Raw genomic sequence first — 18,059 nt, forward strand, 5'->3', positions numbered from 1 at the left:
ATATAAATCGGCTTAAAAATTATTCTAATGAGAAAGTAATATATTGTCGATCAGGCGGACATTTTCTACCCAGGCAACGATCAGGGCAACATATTCCTTTCCAGTTTCGATTTCCTGAGCCGGAGCTAAGGTCGTCGTTTCACAAATGCTTAAATATTCCAACTCCAGAGCAGGGTTTGCAGCAATGATTCCTTTTGCCTTGTCCAACAATTCGGAAACGGATTGATTTCCAAAATTATCCTTGATATAGCGTAGGGATTGAATAATAGTTAATGCATTTTCCTTGCCTTCTTCGGATAAACGTGCATTTCTGGAGCTAAGTGCCAGTCCTTTTTCGCTTCTAACAATGGGGCAGATCAGCAGTTCGATATCCAACTTTTTGATTTCAATCATTTTTTGGATGACCATAACTTGTTGAAAGTCCTTTTGACCGAAGCAAGCTTTGTTAGGTTTAACCAAATCAAATAGCTTATAAACGATTTGTGTAACACCTTGGAAGTGTCCAGGGCGGTGTTCACCTTCCCAGATTTGATCTAGATTTCCGAGGTCAATATGCCATTCTGGGTCATTTTCGGGGTACATTTCTTCGACTGAAGGCATGAATAGGATATCACAGTCCACGGATTCGAGCAGAGCGATATCATTTTCGATGGGACGGGGATATTTTTCCAGGTCTTTGGGGTCGTTAAATTGCGTTGGATTAACGAAAATGCTACAAACGGTAATATCGGTAAGGGGTTTTGCAAAGTTTATTAAGGAGAGGTGTCCTTGGTGCAAAGCGCCCATGGTTGGAACCAGGGCGATGACTTTATTTTCTTGTCGGATTCCACTCAATTCTTGTTGGAGTTCCTGTTTAGTGCGAAAAATTTTCACGGTCAAAAATTAAAAATAAGCTGCAAAAATGGGGAATAATCTTTAAATTATAAAATGATGATTTTTAATCAATTGTAAAATTGATAAATTAATTGTATCTTTGTAGACCGATTTTACTATTCAATAATATAAAAAACAGTTGGAGATGGCAAAAACGAAAATCTTGTTTATAACCCATGAAATGTCGCCTTTCCTTGAATTAAGTAAAATTTCTGAAATAACACGCCAGTTACCACATGCTATGCAAGAAAAAGGGTTCGAAATCCGGATCTTGATGCCGCGTTTTGGTAATATTAATGAGCGCAGAAATCGTCTTCATGAAGTGATAAGGTTGTCGGGAATGAATATTGTGGTGGACAATAATGATAATCCGCTAATTATTAAGGTAGCATCATTGCCAGCGGCGAGGATGCAGGTGTACTTCTTGGATAATGAAGAGTACTTTCAGCGGAAAAAAGTTTTTCGTGATGAGCAAGGAAAAGGCTTCGCAGACAATAATGAGCGGTCATTATTTTTCTGTAAAGGCGCTTTGGAAACCGTTAAGAAATTAGGGTGGTCTCCAGACGTGGTTCACTGCCATGGTTGGTTTACAGCGATGGTACCTGCTTACTTGAAAACAGTTTATCAGGATGATCCGACGTTTAAAGACTCCAAGGTGTTCTTCTCATTGTACAATGAGGAATTCGGAAATGATTCTTTAGGAACGAAGTATGCAGAAATGGCTGCACAAGCAGATATCGATGCGGACAAGTTGAAAGATTATGGCTCAGGTAGCTACGTTGACATTTACAAAGGTGCTCTTTCCTTTACTGATGTTGTCGTGAAAGCTGATGCTGAGATTCATCCAGAAATCCTTTCTTACATCCAAGAAAATAATATCCGTACCTTCGAACCATCATCTGATGAAGACTATGAAGCTTTCTCAGACCTATATGATGAGTTCGTAAACGAAGAAGTTTCAGCGTAAAACTGAAAAAAAATTAAAGAGACCAAAAAGGGCAGAGATTATATCTCTGCCCTTTTTTATTGGGGCAACTGCGATACAACCCAAATGTAATGAGATTGTCATTCCGAATCGAAGATGAGGAATCTATTTTTTTGGCAAGGTGAATAAAACAAATATTCCGCCCCGCTGGGGCTGTACGTTAGAAAATGCCAATTGCTACAAATATGTCACCCCTACGGGGTTAGTTCTTCGTCAGCGGTGCAAGAAACTCCAGAGGAGTTTAATGTTAGTAGAAAGGAATGTAAAATGAAATAAGCCCTGCTCCAAAACTTCAATCGCTTTAGCGATTGAAGTTTTGGAGCAGGGCTCTTTGTTTTCTACCTTCGGGTTACTAATATTGAACCCCTCTGGGGTTCCTACAAATATGCCGCCCCTCTGGGGCTGTAGGTTAGAATATGCTTCTTGCTACAAATATGTCACCCCTAAGGGGTTTGTTCATAAATGGCTGGATAATCTTAAAAGAGCATCTGCGATACAACCCTATGCATGGCTGGTTAAAAATAGGCAGGTCTCAAATCTCACATCTCCCATCTAATATCTATATTATTGCTATCTTCGCTATTATGAAGATTAAAGTTGGATTTGGTTTTGATGTCCATCAGATGAAGTCGGGACATCCATTTGTGGTTGGTGGGGTAACATTAGACCACCATGCGGGTGCTTTTGGGCATTCTGATGCGGATGTATTGGCGCATGCGATTTGTGATGCGATTTTGGGGGCTGCAAATTTAGAGGATATCGGGTATCATTTTCCAAATACGGATGACCGTTGGAAAGGGGCGAATAGCCTGGATCTGTTAAGACACTGTATCAAATTGATTAAGGAGAAGGGTTTTGAGTTGGGGAATATCGATGGGATGCTATGTTTGGAGGCGCCAAAGATTAAGCCTTATATTCCGCAGATGAAAAAGAATATTGCAGAAGCGGCAGGAATTTCTGTTGAAGATGTTTCTATTAAGGCTACAACGAATGAGCAAATGGGCTTTATTGGTCGTGAAGAAGGCGTGGTCGCTTATGCGGTTTGTTTGTTGGAGAAAACAAATTATTGATTAAAACGTCTAAAGTAATTGATTGCAATAATTGTGGCAATCAGTGCTAATAGACTTCCAAGATAAAAAGGTGCGCTCGGTAGATATATCGGGCCATTTTTTTTGGTGAAAAAGGAGAATAGACTGGTCATTAGCAATGGTCCAATAATGGCTGTCAGACTGATGATACTGGTCAATCCGCCTTGGATTTGACCTTGTTCGTTGGCGGGGGTATGGTTGGAAATTGAACTCTGCATGGCAGGTCCGGCGATACCGGCAAAAACATAAAAGATACTGGCAATAAATAATCCCCAGGTTGAGCCTGCTATTCCAAATGCTAATAATGAACCACAGTATAAGAAAAGTCCGAATATTATACTTTTGGGAATTCCGACTTTTGGAATTATGACACGGATTAATCCGGCCTGTACGATGGTTAGCAAGACGCCGATGATACCTAATGAGTAGCCGACCATACGCTCATTCCATTGGAATTTCTCCATGGTAAAATAAGACCAGGTACTTTGGACAGCATGAGCAGCGATATTGATAAGGAAAATACAAATCACCAAAGGCATGATGACAGGATATTTTTTAATATGCCTGAAACTTCCAACGGGGTTGGCATTTATCCAGCGGAAATTGCGGCGATGTTCTTTTGGAAGGGATTCCGGGACCACGAAATAGCCGTAAATAAAATTTAGGAAGGTTAATCCTGCAGCGGCGAAAAAAGGATATCGAGGACCGTAATGGCCAAGAATACCTCCGATAACAGGACCAATAATAAATCCTAGGCCAAATGCCGCACCAAGGAGTCCGAAGTTTTGGGCTTTCTTTTCTTTGGTGGAAACATCGGCGATATAGGCGGCGGCTACCGTGTGACTAGCACCAGTGATTCCGGCCACTAGACGACCTACAAAGAGCCAGAAGATACTGGGAGCAAAGCCGATCAGTAAATAGTTGATGGTAAATCCAAAAAGAGAACAAAGCAAAACAGGCCTTCTACCATAATGGTCACTTAGATTTCCTAGTATGGCAGCAAAAAAGAACTGGGTAAAGGCGTAACAAAAGGTCAGCCATCCCCCATAAGAAGAAGCTTGACTTAGGTCGCCATGGATCAATTCTTTAATCAAAGCAGGCATCACCGGGATGATGATTCCCAGACCGATGGAGTCTAAAACGACGGTGATAAAGATAAAAAGTAAACCTGCTTGTGATTTTATTTTTGGCATATACGAAAACTAAGATAGTTAATTTTATGCCTTGAAATGTTTTTAAAGGGATAAAATATAGGTTTGTTCCAAAATTTTTAGAACTATCCCTGGTAAGTTTTATTTACATCAGGAAAAATATGGTATTTTTGTTGTTGCCAATTGAGATTTGGCACACTTACTGTTTATAGGGAAATGGACTTAAAGTAGTAAGGGTAAGTTCGTTGTTTCATTAAATTTACAAATGAAGAGAGAATCAAAAAGTAGTAAACTTACAGAAGAGGATGTAAAACGATATACGGGGGTCTTTTGGAAAGTGTTGTTGGGAATTGTGTTGTTTGGCTGTTTATTCCTCCTGAGTGTTAGAATAGGAATATTTGGTAAGTTGCCTACCTTCAAGGATCTTGAAAATCCAAAAAGTAATTTAGCTTCAGAAATTTTGACCGATGATAATAGAGTCTTAGGGACCTATTTTGTTCATAACCGGTCCAATGTTAAATACACTGAGTTAGCTCCAGCTTTGGTTCATGCCTTAATTTCTACGGAAGATAAGCGTTTCTATGAACACTCTGGTATTGACTATTCTCGTACGATGTCTACCGTTTTATTGACCTTAGCAGGTAATAAACAAGGTGGTAGTACCATCACTCAGCAATTGGCATTGAATTTATTTGCCGAGAAAAGAGAGAAAAATTCCATCAAAAGGATTATGCAGAAGTTTCAAGAATGGATTACCTCCGTTCGTTTGGAAAGAAACTATACCAAGGAAGAAATCGTCATGATGTATTTCAATACGGTTGATTTTGGGGCATATAACACTTTTGGGATTAAATCTGCTGCACGTACATTCTTTAATTCAACTCCGGATAAACTTACTCCAGATCAATCTGCTTTATTAGTAGGGATGTTAAAGGGTCCAGGATATTACTCTCCAGTTCGTTACCCTGAAAGAGCGATTGCAAGACGTAATTTGGTGCTTCAGAACATGAGGGATCAGAATTTTATTACAAACGAGGAGTTTGATAAATATAAAGCTCAACCCTTAGGATTGAAATTAACTATTTCAAACTATGGAGAAGGGTTGGCGCCATATTTTAGAGCGGTCTTAAAAGAAGAAATCAAGAAAGAATTCCAGCGATTGGCGATTACAAAGCCAGATGGTACTCCATATGACTTGGATCGTGATGGATTGAAAATTTATACGCCGATTAATTTTAAAATGCAACAGTATGCAGAGGAAGCTCAGAAAGAGTGGATGCGTCGTTTGCAGAATGAATTTGATAAACAATGGCGTCGTAGAAATGCCTTTACTGGTAAAAATGCAAATTTACTAGTTACCGGGATGAAGCGTTCGGATCGTTATCGAGTATTGAAGGCTGAAGGTCTTTCGGAAGAACAGATCAAGAAGGATTTCGAGAAGAAGGTTCCAATGAATTTATTTACTTGGAAGGGTGCTGTAGATACGGTAATGTCTCCAATGGACTCGATCAAATACACGAAATTATTCTTGCGTAATGCGATGGTTTCCATGGAACCACAGACAGGATATATTCGTGCATGGGTTGGTGGTGTTGATTTTGAGCATTTCAAATATGACCAAGTAAAATTAGGTACTCGTCAGGTGGGATCCACAGCGAAGCCATTTGTTTATGCCTATGCGATTGATAATGGTTATGGACCATGTGTTTCTGTACCGAATCATATGCGTACTTATGGGGATTGGACCCCACGTGGAACGACACAAGGCGGAGACCCTATCACCTTGAAAAATGCCATTAAATATTCACAAAACTTTGCCTCGGCATATTTAATTAGTGAGGTTGGAGCTGCGAATGTGGCGGACTTGACTAAGCGTATGGGGGTTAATTCAAATATTCCAAACAATCTTTCGATTGCATTAGGTTCTTACGATGCGTCTCTATTCGATATGGTTGGTGCTTATTCAGCCTTTGTAAACCAAGGGACTTGGGTAGAGCCGACAATGATTTTGAGAATTGAGGATAAAAACGGTTCTCCGATTTACGAAAAGGCACCGAAAGTATTGAAGGCCTTGAACAGTGAAACTGCTTATGCAATGGTTGATATGCTGAAAGGTGTTGTTGATGGTGGTACTGGTTCTCGTTTGAGATGGGATCCAAACTTTGGTGGTTTGAAAAACCCAATTGGTGGTAAAACCGGTACGACAAATGATAACTCGGATGCTTGGTTTATTGGTATTACACCAGAATTGGTAACAGGGGTTTGGACAGGTGCTGAAGATCGGGGTATCAGTTTTAGTAGTATGCAATATGGACAAGGTGCGGCAGCTGCGATGCCAGTGTTTGGTTTATATATGAACAAAGTATATAAAGACAAGGATCTGAGCTATTCACAAGAGGATTTCCCTCAGCCTCCAGATGGTATCACACGTTTTGAAATGAACTGTTCGAATTTTTCACAGTTCTATGGAAATGATCCTTCAAAGAATGATACCCAAATAACAGATGATGATAGGTTAGGTTTTTAACCGATTCTTTAATAAATTAGACCAGACCTTTATTCTTCGAAAATAAAGGTCTGTTTTTTTTGCTACGATGGAATTTGACTATAAGAAAGAATTAACAAAGATACCCCATAAACCAGGGGTTTACCAGTATTTTGATAAGGACGATACGCTGATCTACGTTGGTAAGGCGAAGAACCTGAAAAATAGGGTGTCCTCTTATTTTGTCAATGAAAACCAATTGAATAGCAAGACCAGGGTATTGGTCAGAAAAATTCAGCGGATTGCTTTTACCATTGTGGATACGGAGATTGATGCTTGGTTATTGGAAAATAACTTGATCAAAAAGCATCAACCCCGGTATAATGTAATGTTGAAAGACGACAAGACCTATCCTTGGATCGTGATCAAAAATGAACCTTTCCCACGTATATTCTGGACCAGAAAATATATTAAGGATGGTTCCCGCTATTACGGACCATATGCCTCTGTAGGAATGATGCATATTATTCTGGATATGATCCGGGAGTTATTTCCTTTAAGAACCTGTAACCTGAGTCTTACCGATGAAAATATTTCCAAAGGAAAGTTTAAGGTCTGCCTGGAATATCAAATTGGAAACTGTCTAGGTCCATGTGAAGGCTATCAGTCGCAGGAGAATTATGACCAGAATTTATCCGATATTAAAGATATCCTGAATGGGAAAATTGCTGTGGTGACGAACCGAATCAAAGAACAGATGAATGATGCGGTACAACAGATGGACTTTGAAGCGGCTCATCAGCTCAAGGTGAAGTTGGACAAGCTATCCAACTACCAGAGTAAATCTACGGTGGTTAGCTCTTCAATTACTAATGTTGACGTATTCAGTATTGCTTCCGAGGATAATTATGCATTTGTTAACTTTTTGAAAGTAGTTAATGGGGTTGTAATTCAAACGCAAACCGTTGAATTGAAAAAGCGTTTGGATGAAACGAATGAAGAATTATTGGCCATTGCCATTCCTCAATTAAGAGCTCGATTCCGGAGTCATTCTCGGGAAATCATCGTTCCATTTGAATTGGATATTGAAGGCAATGAAGATATCAAGTTTCATATCCCCAAATTGGGAGATAAGAAAAAGTTATTGGAGCTATCGCAAAAGAACGTTGCTTATTTTAAGAAAGAGCGTTTGTTGCAGTATGAGAAATTAAATCCGGATGTAAAAACGGATAGGATTTTAAAGCAAATGCAGAAAGACCTTCGCTTGCCACAATTACCTAAACATATTGAATGTTTTGATAACTCGAATATTCAGGGGAATTTTCCAGTATCGGCGGTTGTGGTATTTAAGGATGCGAAGCCATCGAAGAAGGATTATCGCCATTTCAATGTGAAGACTGTTGAGGGTCCGAATGATTTTGCTACGATGGAGGAAGCTGTTTTTAGGCGCTATAGAAGGCTGTTGGATGAAGACCAGACTTTGCCTCAGTTAATCATTATTGACGGTGGTAAGGGGCAATTAGGGGCTGCATTAAAGAGTTTAAAGCTGTTGGGGATTGAGAAGCAAGTGACCGTGATCGGTATTGCTAAGCGTCTGGAGGAACTCTATTATCCGGGAGACCAATATCCCTTGTATTTGGACAAGAAATCCGAAACTTTGAAGATTATCCAGCATTTAAGGGATGAGGCCCATCGATTTGGTATTACCTTCCATAGAAATCAACGGAGTAGGAAAACCTTTGTTTCCGAGTTGGACAATATTCCAGGGATTGGGAAAGTAACCGTTGAGAAATTATTGAAAACATTCAAGTCGGTCAAGAAAGTTAGAGAAGCTTCAGAAGAGGAATTAAAAAAAGTGCTTAATCTAAAACAGATGCAAGCACTTAAGGAATATTTTGTGGAGAAGAATTAGGGATTACATAAATCCTAATTCCAATTTAGCTTCTTCAGACATCATATCTTTGTTCCACGGTGGGTCGAAGGTAAGTTCTACGATTGCCTCTTCGATGCCTTCGATTGCAGCCACTTTTTCTTGCACCTCGTCCATGATTTGTCCCGCCACTGGGCATGCCGGAGCGGTTAAAGTCATTACAATCTTAGCTTGTTTATTTTCCTTGGTAATGATTTCATAAATCAGTCCTAAGTCCAAGATATTGGCGGGTTTTAGTTCTGGGTCATAAATTGTAGCTAAGGCCTCTTGAATTTGAGGAGCCAAGCCTAATCTATCCATGATAATAATGTTCATATCTTAATTTTTTGATTCAGCCAGTACCTCGTTATAGATTTTTTCAAGCTCGTTCATAACGATTGGTTGGCTATATTTTTGTAAATATTCTTTTTGGCAGTTGGCCTTGATCTCAAGGATTTTCTCTTTGGGAAGTGACTTCCACTCTGCCAATGTTTGTACCATATTGATATGGTTATGCGGGTCGAAAAGTAAACCCGTATACAAAGGTACGACCATTTCAGTTAAAATACCAATACTACTGGCAATCACTGGAGTTCCTAATGCATAAGCTTCCAAAACCGCCAAAGGCATCGATTCATAGCAAACCGAAGGGACAATGACCGCGGAGGCCGAAGCAATTTGATTGCTCAGGGTTTGTTTGTCCTGAAAGCCCATATATTGCATGTTTGGACTATTGCTGACAATCAATTCCACTTCATTTTGTAAAGGCCCAGTGCCAAAAATCTTAATCTTATGATCAGTTGCCTTCCAAGCATGTAAGAGTGGTATTATTCCTTTTTCTTCGGATAGCCTGCCTACATAGACAAAGTAATCAGAAGGATATTCTTTAGTCACTTCAGCAACTTTCACAAAGTTGGGTTTTACCACAAATTTGTCCATAGGGACATTCAATTTTGATTTGGCGAATATGGACTTTGAGAATTCGGATAAGGTAATAAAACGACTAATGGCATTGAATGTTCCACGTTTTCGATGAATCCAATAGGTAAAAGCTGTCCAGAAGGTTTTGAAGTAGGAGTTTTCAAGGACTTTCTTTTTTACAGCATCCCAAGGGAAATCTGAGTTGATGGAGTTTAAATAGATATTTCCATCATAAAAAAGTGTCGCAGAAGGACAGATTAACCTGAAATTATGCAAGGTCATGAGCATAGGGATCTTCATTTTTTGAATATGAAGAATAAATAATGGCCCCAAGGCATAATGCATATTATGAATATGAATAACATCAGGTTTAAATTCGTTGATACGTTCTTTGATTTTCTTGACCTCTGGCCAATTGATTGGGTAAAGCAGGTATTGCAGGTAGCCTTTTAGCCCTTTAACATTGCGAACCGTATAGAGATCCACCTCATGATTTTTTCTCAATGCCTCCATTTCTTGGCCCATGACAAAATCCTCGCCGCCGATGTGTTGGTATTGATTGTGGATAATGAGTATTCGCATAAATAGATCTCTAGAATTTCCTTGCAATTTACATAGTAAATGGCTAAAATCAAATCCATAAGGTGGAGCTATTCCACCTCAATTTCTTATCTTCGTGCTAATTTTACAAGATTATGTTTGAACAGCATCCCTATGGTAAGTTGATTGGTGAGTACATTCAAAATGCTGAATTCCCGAAACAACCTGCCGATTTATACGATCCGATAAAGTATATTCTTTCCTTAGCTGGTAAGCGAATCAGGCCTATGTTGGTATTGATGGGCGCGAAGTTATTTGGCAAGGAGAACCTTGAAGAGGTTGTTCCGGCGAGTATTGCCATTGAATATTTTCATAATTTCTCTTTGATTCATGATGATATCATGGACCGTGCACCTTTGAGAAGAGGACAGGCGACGGTTCATCAAAAATGGAATGATAATGTGGCGATTCTATCTGGAGATGCACTTTTGGTTAAAGCTTATCAGGAATTAGGGAAAAGTCCAGCAGACCGCATTCCTGATTTACTGCAGGTTTTCAGCAAAATAGCCTTGGAAGTCTGTGAAGGTCAGCAGTTGGATATGGATTTTGAGAAGACTGCACATGTTTCGGAGGATGACTATTTAAACATGATCCGTCTGAAGACTTCGGTACTGTTGGGTGGAGCATTGCAAATGGGCGCAATATTGGCACATGCAGATGCAAATCAACAGAAGTTGATATATGATTTTGGAGTAAACCTGGGCATTGCCTTTCAGCTTCAGGACGATTATCTAGATGTTTACGGAGACCCCAATACCTTCGGCAAGCAAGTAGGAGGTGATATATTATGCAATAAAAAGACCTACTTAAGGATAAAGACAGAGCAATTAATTGACTCCGATGCTCGCGTAGAATTTGAGGAGTTGATTCAATCGGATTCAATTTTAGATACCGAAAAAGTTAGCCGCATGAAAAATCTTTATGCCCAATTTAATATTGATGGCTATGCTGAGGAAATTAAGTTGCGATTTATGGACCTGGCTTACAATAAATTGGATGAAATTGCCGTTCCTGAATCGCAGAAAGAAGAATTGAAGAAATTAGCAGATACCTTGATGCATCGCACGCGCTAATTATGAAAAGTCCTAGGATTTTTATAATTTGGTGAAAACAGTATAAAATAAACAGAGCTAAGGACGTTAATGGAGCCATTAAAAATTACCATATTTCAAGCATACCTATTTTGGGAGAATGTCGATAAAAACCTTCAAAATTTAGGTTTGAGGTTATCTTCGTTGCGTGAAAAAACAGATCTGATTATTTTACCTGAAATGTTCAACACAGGATTCACGACCAATGTGGAAAAATGTGCTGAGCCTATGAATGGAAAAACCATGCATTGGTTGTTTGAAACTGCGAAGAAATTTGAATGTGTGGTTGCTGGTTCATTAATAATAGAAGAAGATAGTAAATATTTCAATCGTTTTGTATGGATGTCTCCAGACGGGAGTTTTGTACACTACGATAAACGGCATTTATTTTCGATGGTTGGGGAGGATAAAGTTTTCACTTCGGGTCAATCCAGGATAATTTTTCAATTGAAAGGTTGGAAAATCTGTCCAATGATTTGTTATGACCTGAGATTCCCAACTTGGTCTAGAAATCAAAATGGCGCTTATGACCTGATGGTTTATACGGCTAGTTGGCCAGATAAGCGTTCAGCACATTGGCGAGCATTGATTCCTGCGAGAGCAATCGAAAATCAAGCATTTGTGATTGGAGTAAACCGAGTAGGGCATGATGGGAAGGAAGTATATTACTCTGGAGGTTCTATGTGTATCTCTCCGAATGGCGATGTCGTTTATTATAAACCTGAAGATGAGGACTTGTATACATTTACATTAAATCCTAAAGATTTGGAAGAAAGTAGAGAGCAATTTCCTTTCTTGAAAGATCAAGACCAATTTAAATTCTTATAGTTCTAAAACAATAGGATGGAAAATTGATTCCTAAGCCATATGGAATCAGAATGGGCGATTAATCCTTATAAGGTCTTTCCAGGACTGCTTGTTGGATTATAGCTTGGCGTAAGTTGAAATGATGGACCACATCTAGCGATTCAACCTCCATTGGCTTACTTTGTGCCTTTTGTCTTTCCTCTTTCAATCTTTTTTCGGCAGCACGTCTTTGTTGTTCTAATTTTCGTTGTCTTACCATTTCCACTTCATCATAAGTTGGAACATCTGAATAGATTTCAACGGGCTTTTGATGAGATACCAAGGTAGGCTTTTGAACAGGCTTTGCTTTTGCGGGTTGAGGAACTTCAGCAGGTGGTGTTTTGAATGGATTCTCTGTTTGGAGCTGCTTTTTAAGCTGTTCCATCCTTTTTTTAGCTTTTTCTTGCTCTTCTTGGTAGCCTTGATAAATCTTGTAGATTACACTACCAATAATGATGAGAATGATTAAAATTGGATTATCCATATCTATAAAAATAAGGTTTTTTATTGAAAGTTTATCCTTTTTGGAAACATTCAGAAAATAATCTATTTTTTATGATTCTATTAATTTTTGCCTAATCTTTTTCGATGTTATTAAACATTGATAAATAAATTTGTAAATACCGTAATTAATTATTTAATTGCATCAACAACTTTTTACCATATTAACCTGACATGATGACAAATGAAATTTATTATGCAAGTGAATTCTATTCATTCTTAACGGGGAGAGTTTCTACAGCAATTGGCAGACGATTGCAAAGAAACTTTAAGGATAGTGGACTTCATATTACAGCAGAGCAGTGGAGTGTTTTGTACTTCCTATGGGAGTCTGAAGGGCTGAGCCAACAAGAGATTGCAAAATTAACCTTTCGGGACAAACCTAGTGTCTCCAGATTGATCTCCAACCTTGAAAAACAAAAACTATTGGTTCGCGTATGTAGTTCGGGAGATAAGCGTGCTAATCAGATCTATTTGACTGCACAGGGGCATAAAATCAAGGATAAGTGTATGCAACAAGCAGAAAAAACTATCTCTGAAGCATTGAGAGGTGTTGATAGAACTTCTATGCAACAGGCTCAACAACTACTAGAGATAGTTTTTAATAACTTAAAGTAAGACTGGCTTAATCAAAAACCTCCGGAGCGAAATCGCTACGGTTATTTACCAACTTACCTGTATTTTTAAAGTATATATCTTGGAAGCTTAAGGTATTCTGACTATCTACCTTACGGAAGAATTTGTCAGCATTAACCTCATCTAGGCTATTGAAACCACAGGCTTCCATGATTTCTACGGTCGCACGTAGGGTATTACGGTGGAATTGTGCTACACGAACATATTTATCATCCACGTTTAATCCTTTGTAAAGGTGCGGTTGTTGGGTGGCAACACCTACCGGACATACGTCCTCATTACATTTCAAGGCTTGGATACATCCTAATGCGAACATCATTCCACGAGCACTATAACAAGCATCTGCTCCTAAAGCAATAACTTTAAGGATATCAAATCCTGTTACAATACGGCTGGAAACGATGATTTTGATATGTTTCTTTAATCCAAAATTGATTAAGGTCGTAGTAACGAAAGCAAGTGCATCATACAATGGCATACCCAAGTTGTCAGTGAACTCCAATGGAGCAGCACCTGTACCACCTTCAGATCCATCGATAGAGATGAAGTCAGGCATAATTTGCGTTTCTTGCATTGCTTGACAGATCTCGATAAATTCTTGTTTATCACCAATACATAATTTGAAACCTACAGGTTTATAGTCTGAAAGCTCGCGTAATTTTTGGATGAAGTTCATCATCTCTACTGGTGTTTTGAAAGAGCTGTGTGCTGGAGGAGACATAACGTCGGTTCCAGGAACAACGTGACGAATAGCAGCAACCTCTGGCGTGTTTTTCGCTGCAGGAAGAATACCACCATGACCAGGTTTTGCACCTTGTGATAACTTCAACTCAATCATTTTTACATAAGGGCGAGTTGATTTTTCACGGAAAAGATTCGGTTCAAAATATCCGTTTTCATCTCTACAACCGAAATATCCAGTACCTACCTGCCAAATTAAGTCACCACCATTGATATGGTATTGTGAGATACCACCTTCACCGGTGTTATGAGCAAAATTTTGAAGGGCAGCACCTTTGTTCAATGCCGTGATTGCTGTGCGGCTCAAGGCACCATAACTCATCGCTGAGATATTGAATACACTTAAGCTATAAGGTTGCTTACAAGCAGCATTTCCGACCGTGGTACGAAGATTATGGTCTTCAATATGAACGGGGAAAATACTGTGAGCCGCCCATTCATTACCGACCGCCTGTGGATCACTCTGCATACCGAATGCAACGGTCTCGCGTTGGTTTTTCGCACGTTGGTAAACGATGGAACGTTGACGTCTGTTGAAAGGTCTACCATCTGTATCTGATTCCCAGAAGTATTGTCTTAATTCAGGACGGATAGATTCCAAGAAATAACGGAAGTATCCAACAAGAGGGTAGTTTCTCAAAATCGCATGTTTCGTTTGGAAACTGTGATATAATGCGATTACTAATAATGGGAAAGGTATAATTAATAACCAAAACCATTTAGGAGTAAAGATGACACCAAAAGAGATAATTATTAAGTTGATTAAAATAATAATCCCTAGGATGAGTTTTCTTACTTGCATGATGTAAATATTATGCTAAACTTATTATAATTTATTACCACAGTTTAGGTTCCGCCATAAATGTGCCATAAAAGGAACGAGAACCCTGTAACCGGTTATTTGGATGCAAAATTAGCAAGTTCAGGGGGGATTATGAAAAAATTAGTGAGAAGTTTAAAGATTTAGTGAATTGATAATTTTATGATTTATTCTCTCTTGTTTTTATAATAAGGTCCGATATTTTTTGGTAAATAAGTTGCCAATCAGGATGGGGACTAAGAAAGTTGAAATGCGTCAACATGGTAGTTTGGTCATTTCGGACTGCTGGACCTGTCTGAACCTGGCTAGGTTCGTGATTTTGTGTTTTTTCTGCCGTTTCCTGAATAATCGGGCGAATCAAATCAAAGGATAAGTTGTGCTCCTGCAACAGTTCATATGATACTTGGAAAAGAGCATTGCTGAAGTTATTAGCAAATACCGCAGAAACATGAAGCGCCAATCGCTGGGAACTGTCACACGGGAATACTTTGTCGGAAAGTTGCTGGGCTAGCGCAGAAAGTTTTTGTAAGACTTCAGGCTGATTTCCTTCGATTCCAAAAGGAGTATGGCTCAAGTCCAGAGCTTTGCTTTTTGAAAAACTCTGTACCGGATAGATGACACCATGATTCCGAAAGTGTTGAAGAATGGAAATATTGGTCGCCCCTGAGCAATGAGCAATAATTCCATTTAGTTGGCTAGGTAGTTTTCCTGCTAACTCAAGTAATGCTGAGTCAGAAACAGCCAATAAATACAAGTCAGCATCTGAAATGAGGTTATCGAGGTTATCAATGGCCTGCGCAGATAAAACATTAGCCAATGCGTCGGCATTGGCTAATGTTCTACTATATACTTGAGCAATATGATGTCCTGCATTTGCGAAAGCTTTCCCTAAATGGGTAGCAATATTTCCACTACCAATGAGGACAATATTCATTATGCTGCTATTTTATCTTCTTTATTTTTATTGTCTTTAACACGACGGTAGATTGCCATTCCAAATCCAATCGTCATCACGATGGTACCACACCAGAAGAAGTTGATGTAAGGGAATTTGATTGCCTTAAATACCACCCATTTCTTTTCAGGTAATGGTTTTTGATAAGCCATCAATTCCAATTTGTTTTTCTCAGGCATAATCTTCGTGAATCTGAAGCGTAATCCTTGTTCTTCAACATCTTTATAGAAATCGAAGGTATTACCACCTTTGATTAAGAAGATCGGTTCAACAGGGAATTCTTTTCCTTCTTTGGAAACAACCTTGATTTTCATCCCAACTAGGATGTCATCATCAGCTTTTGGCATGTTTTCAAGCTTAGCATCCTTGTTGATGCCTTGAATAACATAGAATCCATTTCTATAGCGTAGGGTATCACCCACATTAACTTCATAAGTCGCAGGTTCTTCATAATCTTCGAAACCAGCACTTCCACCTTCTTCAGGATTATGTTCAGCAGGTTTCTGCGAATCAGAAGCAGCGGCCGTAATAATCGTGTAGATATCATGAGTTAGGAAGTGTTTTGTACCTGGAGTACCAATCAATCCACCCATTTGTGGGTTGTTTTGAGCAAATGGTTTTAAGATAAATGAATTTTTGGTGTTTCCAGTTTCTTCATCTATCTCGTCATATTTGATCTTATAATAAACATTGGGCTTAGCTACGGAGTCACCGATATAGGTGATTTTGTATTTACCCATGTCTACAGGTTCACCTTCTGTAAGGAATAGGTTGTCACCAGGTTTTTCTACTTGATCAAATCCCGCAACAGCAATGTAATTACTGCTGTTTACCGATACAACCTCGTTGGTAGCAGCGGCGATTAATGCACCGATCAATAATAAACCAAAACCGATGTGTGATACTGCAGAACCCGCTAAACGCCATTTTCCTTTGAATGAATCTCCTAATATTCTCAAGTTAACCAGAATACAGAAAACCGAAGTGAATGTAATCAGGATGAACATGATATTGGTATAGATATTTGTGAAATAAACGATGATAGCAGAGATAATCAGTGCAAAAACAAAAGAAGCTATGGTTGCTGCCCAGAATTTTTTGCTGTCTGTACGTTTGTATTTCAGGAATTGCGTAAATGCTGTTAATAACATTACCACTACGGCAAAGGCACCTTGCCATTTGTTGTAGTGTGGAATAGGGTCAACTGGAGGAGCGACTTTGGTTCCAAATAACGCATTGAACACCGGAATGGAAGTCGTTGCAATCATTTGAACACAAGCAACGGTAAGAACCAATGCTCCGATAAACAACCAGAATTCACGAGAGTAGATTTCTTCTTCTTTTTTCGTGCTCGGCATGTCTTTTCTTCTCCATACCAATAGGCCAATCATGATCAGTAGGAAGACCACATTGAACAAGATCAACTGTCCGGACATTCCTAAGCTGGTGAAGGAGTGTACAGAGGTTTCACCAAGGATACCACTACGGGTAAGGTATGAGGCATAGATCACCAATACGAAGCTGATTAGAGCCAAGAATACGGAGGTGAAATATGCATGGCCAGTATTCTTAAAAGCTACCATCACGTGTACAGCTGCGATCAAGGTTAACCAAGGGATAATTGAAACGTTTTCAACAGGGTCCCATGCCCAGAAACCACCAAAGTTCAATGCTTCATACGCCCAGAAAGACCCCATGATAATACCTGCGCCGAGGATCATCACAGCAAAGAGAGCCCAAGGTAATCCTGGATTAATCCATTCTTTATAACGTTTTTGCCATAATCCGGCAGCAGCGTATGCGAAAGGAACAATCATGGATGCAAAGCCCAAGAATAGAGTTGGAGGGTGGATAACCATCCAGTAATTCTGTAATAAAGGGTTAAGACCACGACCGTCTTTTATCATGGATAGGTAGTTCGGATCTTTTAAGATCGGCCAATCCATAGCGTCTCTGAGAAGAATAAACGGTGAACTACCAATACGAGATCCCAATATTTCAACTCCTAAAAGCATGGATGCCAGGAAGAGTTGACAGAGCATGACAAAGGTCATTACTGGGCTTTCCCAGCTTTTTGCTTTGAATACTAATATGGAGCCCATTACAACTTGCCAGAACATCCATAACCAGAAACTTCCTTCTTGACCTTCCCAAAATGATGAGATGATATAATGCGTAGGAAGGGTCATTGATGAATGGGCCCAAGCGTAATGGTAAACAAATAAGTGATTGTAAATGATATAAAATAGGGTGGCACCAATTACGACGATGGATAAGGCGTTTAACCAAAAACCAATGCGCCCTAATTGTTTCCAAGATTTTTCTTCAGGGTATTGAGATGCAAAGAAATAGGAAATGAAGGATAATAATGCTGCTCCAAATGAAAGGACTACGAAAAACTGTCCAATTTGACCTGGAAGTAGATTTTCTCCAACGTAATTTACGTCCATAAAATAT

At 39.2% G+C, this 18,059-nt stretch carries 15 protein-coding genes; 7 read left to right on the forward strand and 8 right to left on the reverse strand.

Annotated elements, in window-relative coordinates; translation table 11 throughout:
- Positions 1-24: 24 nt before the first annotated feature.
- On the reverse strand, positions 25-873 hold the full coding sequence (gene panC / locus ACF3OC_RS03210) for a pantoate--beta-alanine ligase (RefSeq protein ID WP_094280322.1): 849 nt from the start codon (positions 871-873) through the stop codon (positions 25-27).
- A 145-nt stretch (positions 874-1,018) separates the two neighbouring features.
- Between panC and ACF3OC_RS03215 the strand changes: the two genes are divergently transcribed.
- Both ACF3OC_RS03215 and ispF read left to right on the forward strand, forming a co-directional pair.
- Positions 1,019-1,840, forward strand: a complete 822-nt coding sequence (locus ACF3OC_RS03215; protein WP_094255369.1) for a glycogen/starch synthase — start codon at positions 1,019-1,021, stop codon at positions 1,838-1,840.
- A gap of 602 nt (positions 1,841-2,442) precedes the next feature.
- Positions 2,443-2,928, forward strand: coding sequence for a 2-C-methyl-D-erythritol 2,4-cyclodiphosphate synthase (gene ispF, locus ACF3OC_RS03220; protein WP_094280159.1), 486 nt, complete (start codon positions 2,443-2,445; stop codon positions 2,926-2,928).
- Here ispF and ACF3OC_RS03225 read toward each other — a convergent pair.
- The gene (locus tag ACF3OC_RS03225; protein ID WP_094280158.1) at positions 2,922-4,139 is read right to left on the reverse strand and encodes a TCR/Tet family MFS transporter; all 1,218 of its coding nucleotides are present in this window, start codon (positions 4,137-4,139) and stop codon (positions 2,922-2,924) included. The genes ispF and ACF3OC_RS03225 overlap by 7 nt on opposite strands.
- A 223-nt stretch (positions 4,140-4,362) precedes the next feature.
- Between ACF3OC_RS03225 and ACF3OC_RS03230 the strand changes: the two genes are divergently transcribed.
- Both ACF3OC_RS03230 and uvrC read left to right on the forward strand, forming a co-directional pair.
- Positions 4,363-6,624: a penicillin-binding protein 1A gene (locus ACF3OC_RS03230; RefSeq protein WP_392470883.1), complete on the forward strand. Its 2,262-nt coding sequence runs from the start codon at positions 4,363-4,365 to the stop codon at positions 6,622-6,624.
- 67 nt (positions 6,625-6,691) lie between these two features.
- Positions 6,692-8,494 (forward strand): excinuclease ABC subunit UvrC, encoded by a 1,803-nt coding sequence (uvrC, locus tag ACF3OC_RS03235; RefSeq protein ID WP_094280156.1) that lies wholly within the window; start codon positions 6,692-6,694, stop codon positions 8,492-8,494.
- Between the two features lie 3 nt (positions 8,495-8,497).
- Here uvrC and ACF3OC_RS03240 read toward each other — a convergent pair whose 3' ends face one another.
- Both ACF3OC_RS03240 and ACF3OC_RS03245 read right to left on the reverse strand, forming a co-directional pair.
- Positions 8,498-8,812, reverse strand: coding sequence for an iron-sulfur cluster assembly protein (locus ACF3OC_RS03240; RefSeq protein ID WP_392471595.1), 315 nt, complete (start codon positions 8,810-8,812; stop codon positions 8,498-8,500).
- An 18-nt stretch (positions 8,813-8,830) separates the two neighbouring features.
- The gene (locus ACF3OC_RS03245) at positions 8,831-9,994 is read right to left on the reverse strand and encodes a glycosyltransferase family 4 protein (RefSeq protein WP_094280155.1); all 1,164 of its coding nucleotides are present in this window, start codon (positions 9,992-9,994) and stop codon (positions 8,831-8,833) included.
- A gap of 113 nt (positions 9,995-10,107) precedes the next feature.
- On the opposite strand from ACF3OC_RS03245, the gene ACF3OC_RS03250 reads away from it, so the two are divergent.
- Positions 10,108-11,085, forward strand: coding sequence for a polyprenyl synthetase family protein (locus ACF3OC_RS03250; RefSeq protein ID WP_182498127.1), 978 nt, complete (start codon positions 10,108-10,110; stop codon positions 11,083-11,085).
- Positions 11,086-11,154: 69 nt separating this feature from the next.
- On the forward strand, positions 11,155-11,931 hold the full coding sequence (locus tag ACF3OC_RS03255; RefSeq protein WP_094280153.1) for an amidohydrolase: 777 nt from the start codon (positions 11,155-11,157) through the stop codon (positions 11,929-11,931).
- A gap of 58 nt (positions 11,932-11,989) precedes the next feature.
- Here ACF3OC_RS03255 and ACF3OC_RS03260 read toward each other — a convergent pair whose 3' ends face one another.
- Entirely contained in the window at positions 11,990-12,433 is a 444-nt protein-coding gene (locus ACF3OC_RS03260) for a hypothetical protein (RefSeq protein ID WP_094255360.1), read from the reverse strand.
- A gap of 191 nt (positions 12,434-12,624) precedes the next feature.
- Here ACF3OC_RS03260 and ACF3OC_RS03265 point away from each other — a divergent pair, with 191 nt between their 5' ends.
- A complete protein-coding gene (locus ACF3OC_RS03265) occupies positions 12,625-13,068 on the forward strand; it encodes a MarR family winged helix-turn-helix transcriptional regulator (RefSeq protein WP_094255359.1) in 444 nt (147 codons plus the stop codon).
- Positions 13,069-13,075: 7 nt separating this feature from the next.
- On the opposite strand, the gene ACF3OC_RS03270 is transcribed toward ACF3OC_RS03265, so the two are convergent.
- The 3 genes from ACF3OC_RS03270 to ACF3OC_RS03280 all read right to left on the reverse strand — a co-directional run bounded on the left by ACF3OC_RS03270 (position 13,076) and on the right by ACF3OC_RS03280 (position 18,052).
- Complete coding sequence (locus tag ACF3OC_RS03270; RefSeq protein WP_094255358.1) at positions 13,076-14,629, reverse strand: FMN-binding glutamate synthase family protein; 1,554 nt, start codon at positions 14,627-14,629, stop codon at positions 13,076-13,078.
- Between the two features lie 178 nt (positions 14,630-14,807).
- Complete coding sequence (locus ACF3OC_RS03275; RefSeq protein WP_094280152.1) at positions 14,808-15,581, reverse strand: Rossmann-like and DUF2520 domain-containing protein; 774 nt, start codon at positions 15,579-15,581, stop codon at positions 14,808-14,810.
- Entirely contained in the window at positions 15,581-18,052 is a 2,472-nt protein-coding gene (locus ACF3OC_RS03280) for a heme lyase CcmF/NrfE family subunit (protein WP_094280151.1), read from the reverse strand. The genes ACF3OC_RS03275 and ACF3OC_RS03280 overlap by 1 nt, the downstream gene beginning before the upstream one ends.
- Positions 18,053-18,059: the final 7 nt, after the last annotated feature.

The sequence above is a fragment of the Sphingobacterium cellulitidis genome (assembly GCF_043187465.1).
Lineage (GTDB): Bacteria > Bacteroidota > Bacteroidia > Sphingobacteriales > Sphingobacteriaceae > Sphingobacterium > Sphingobacterium cellulitidis.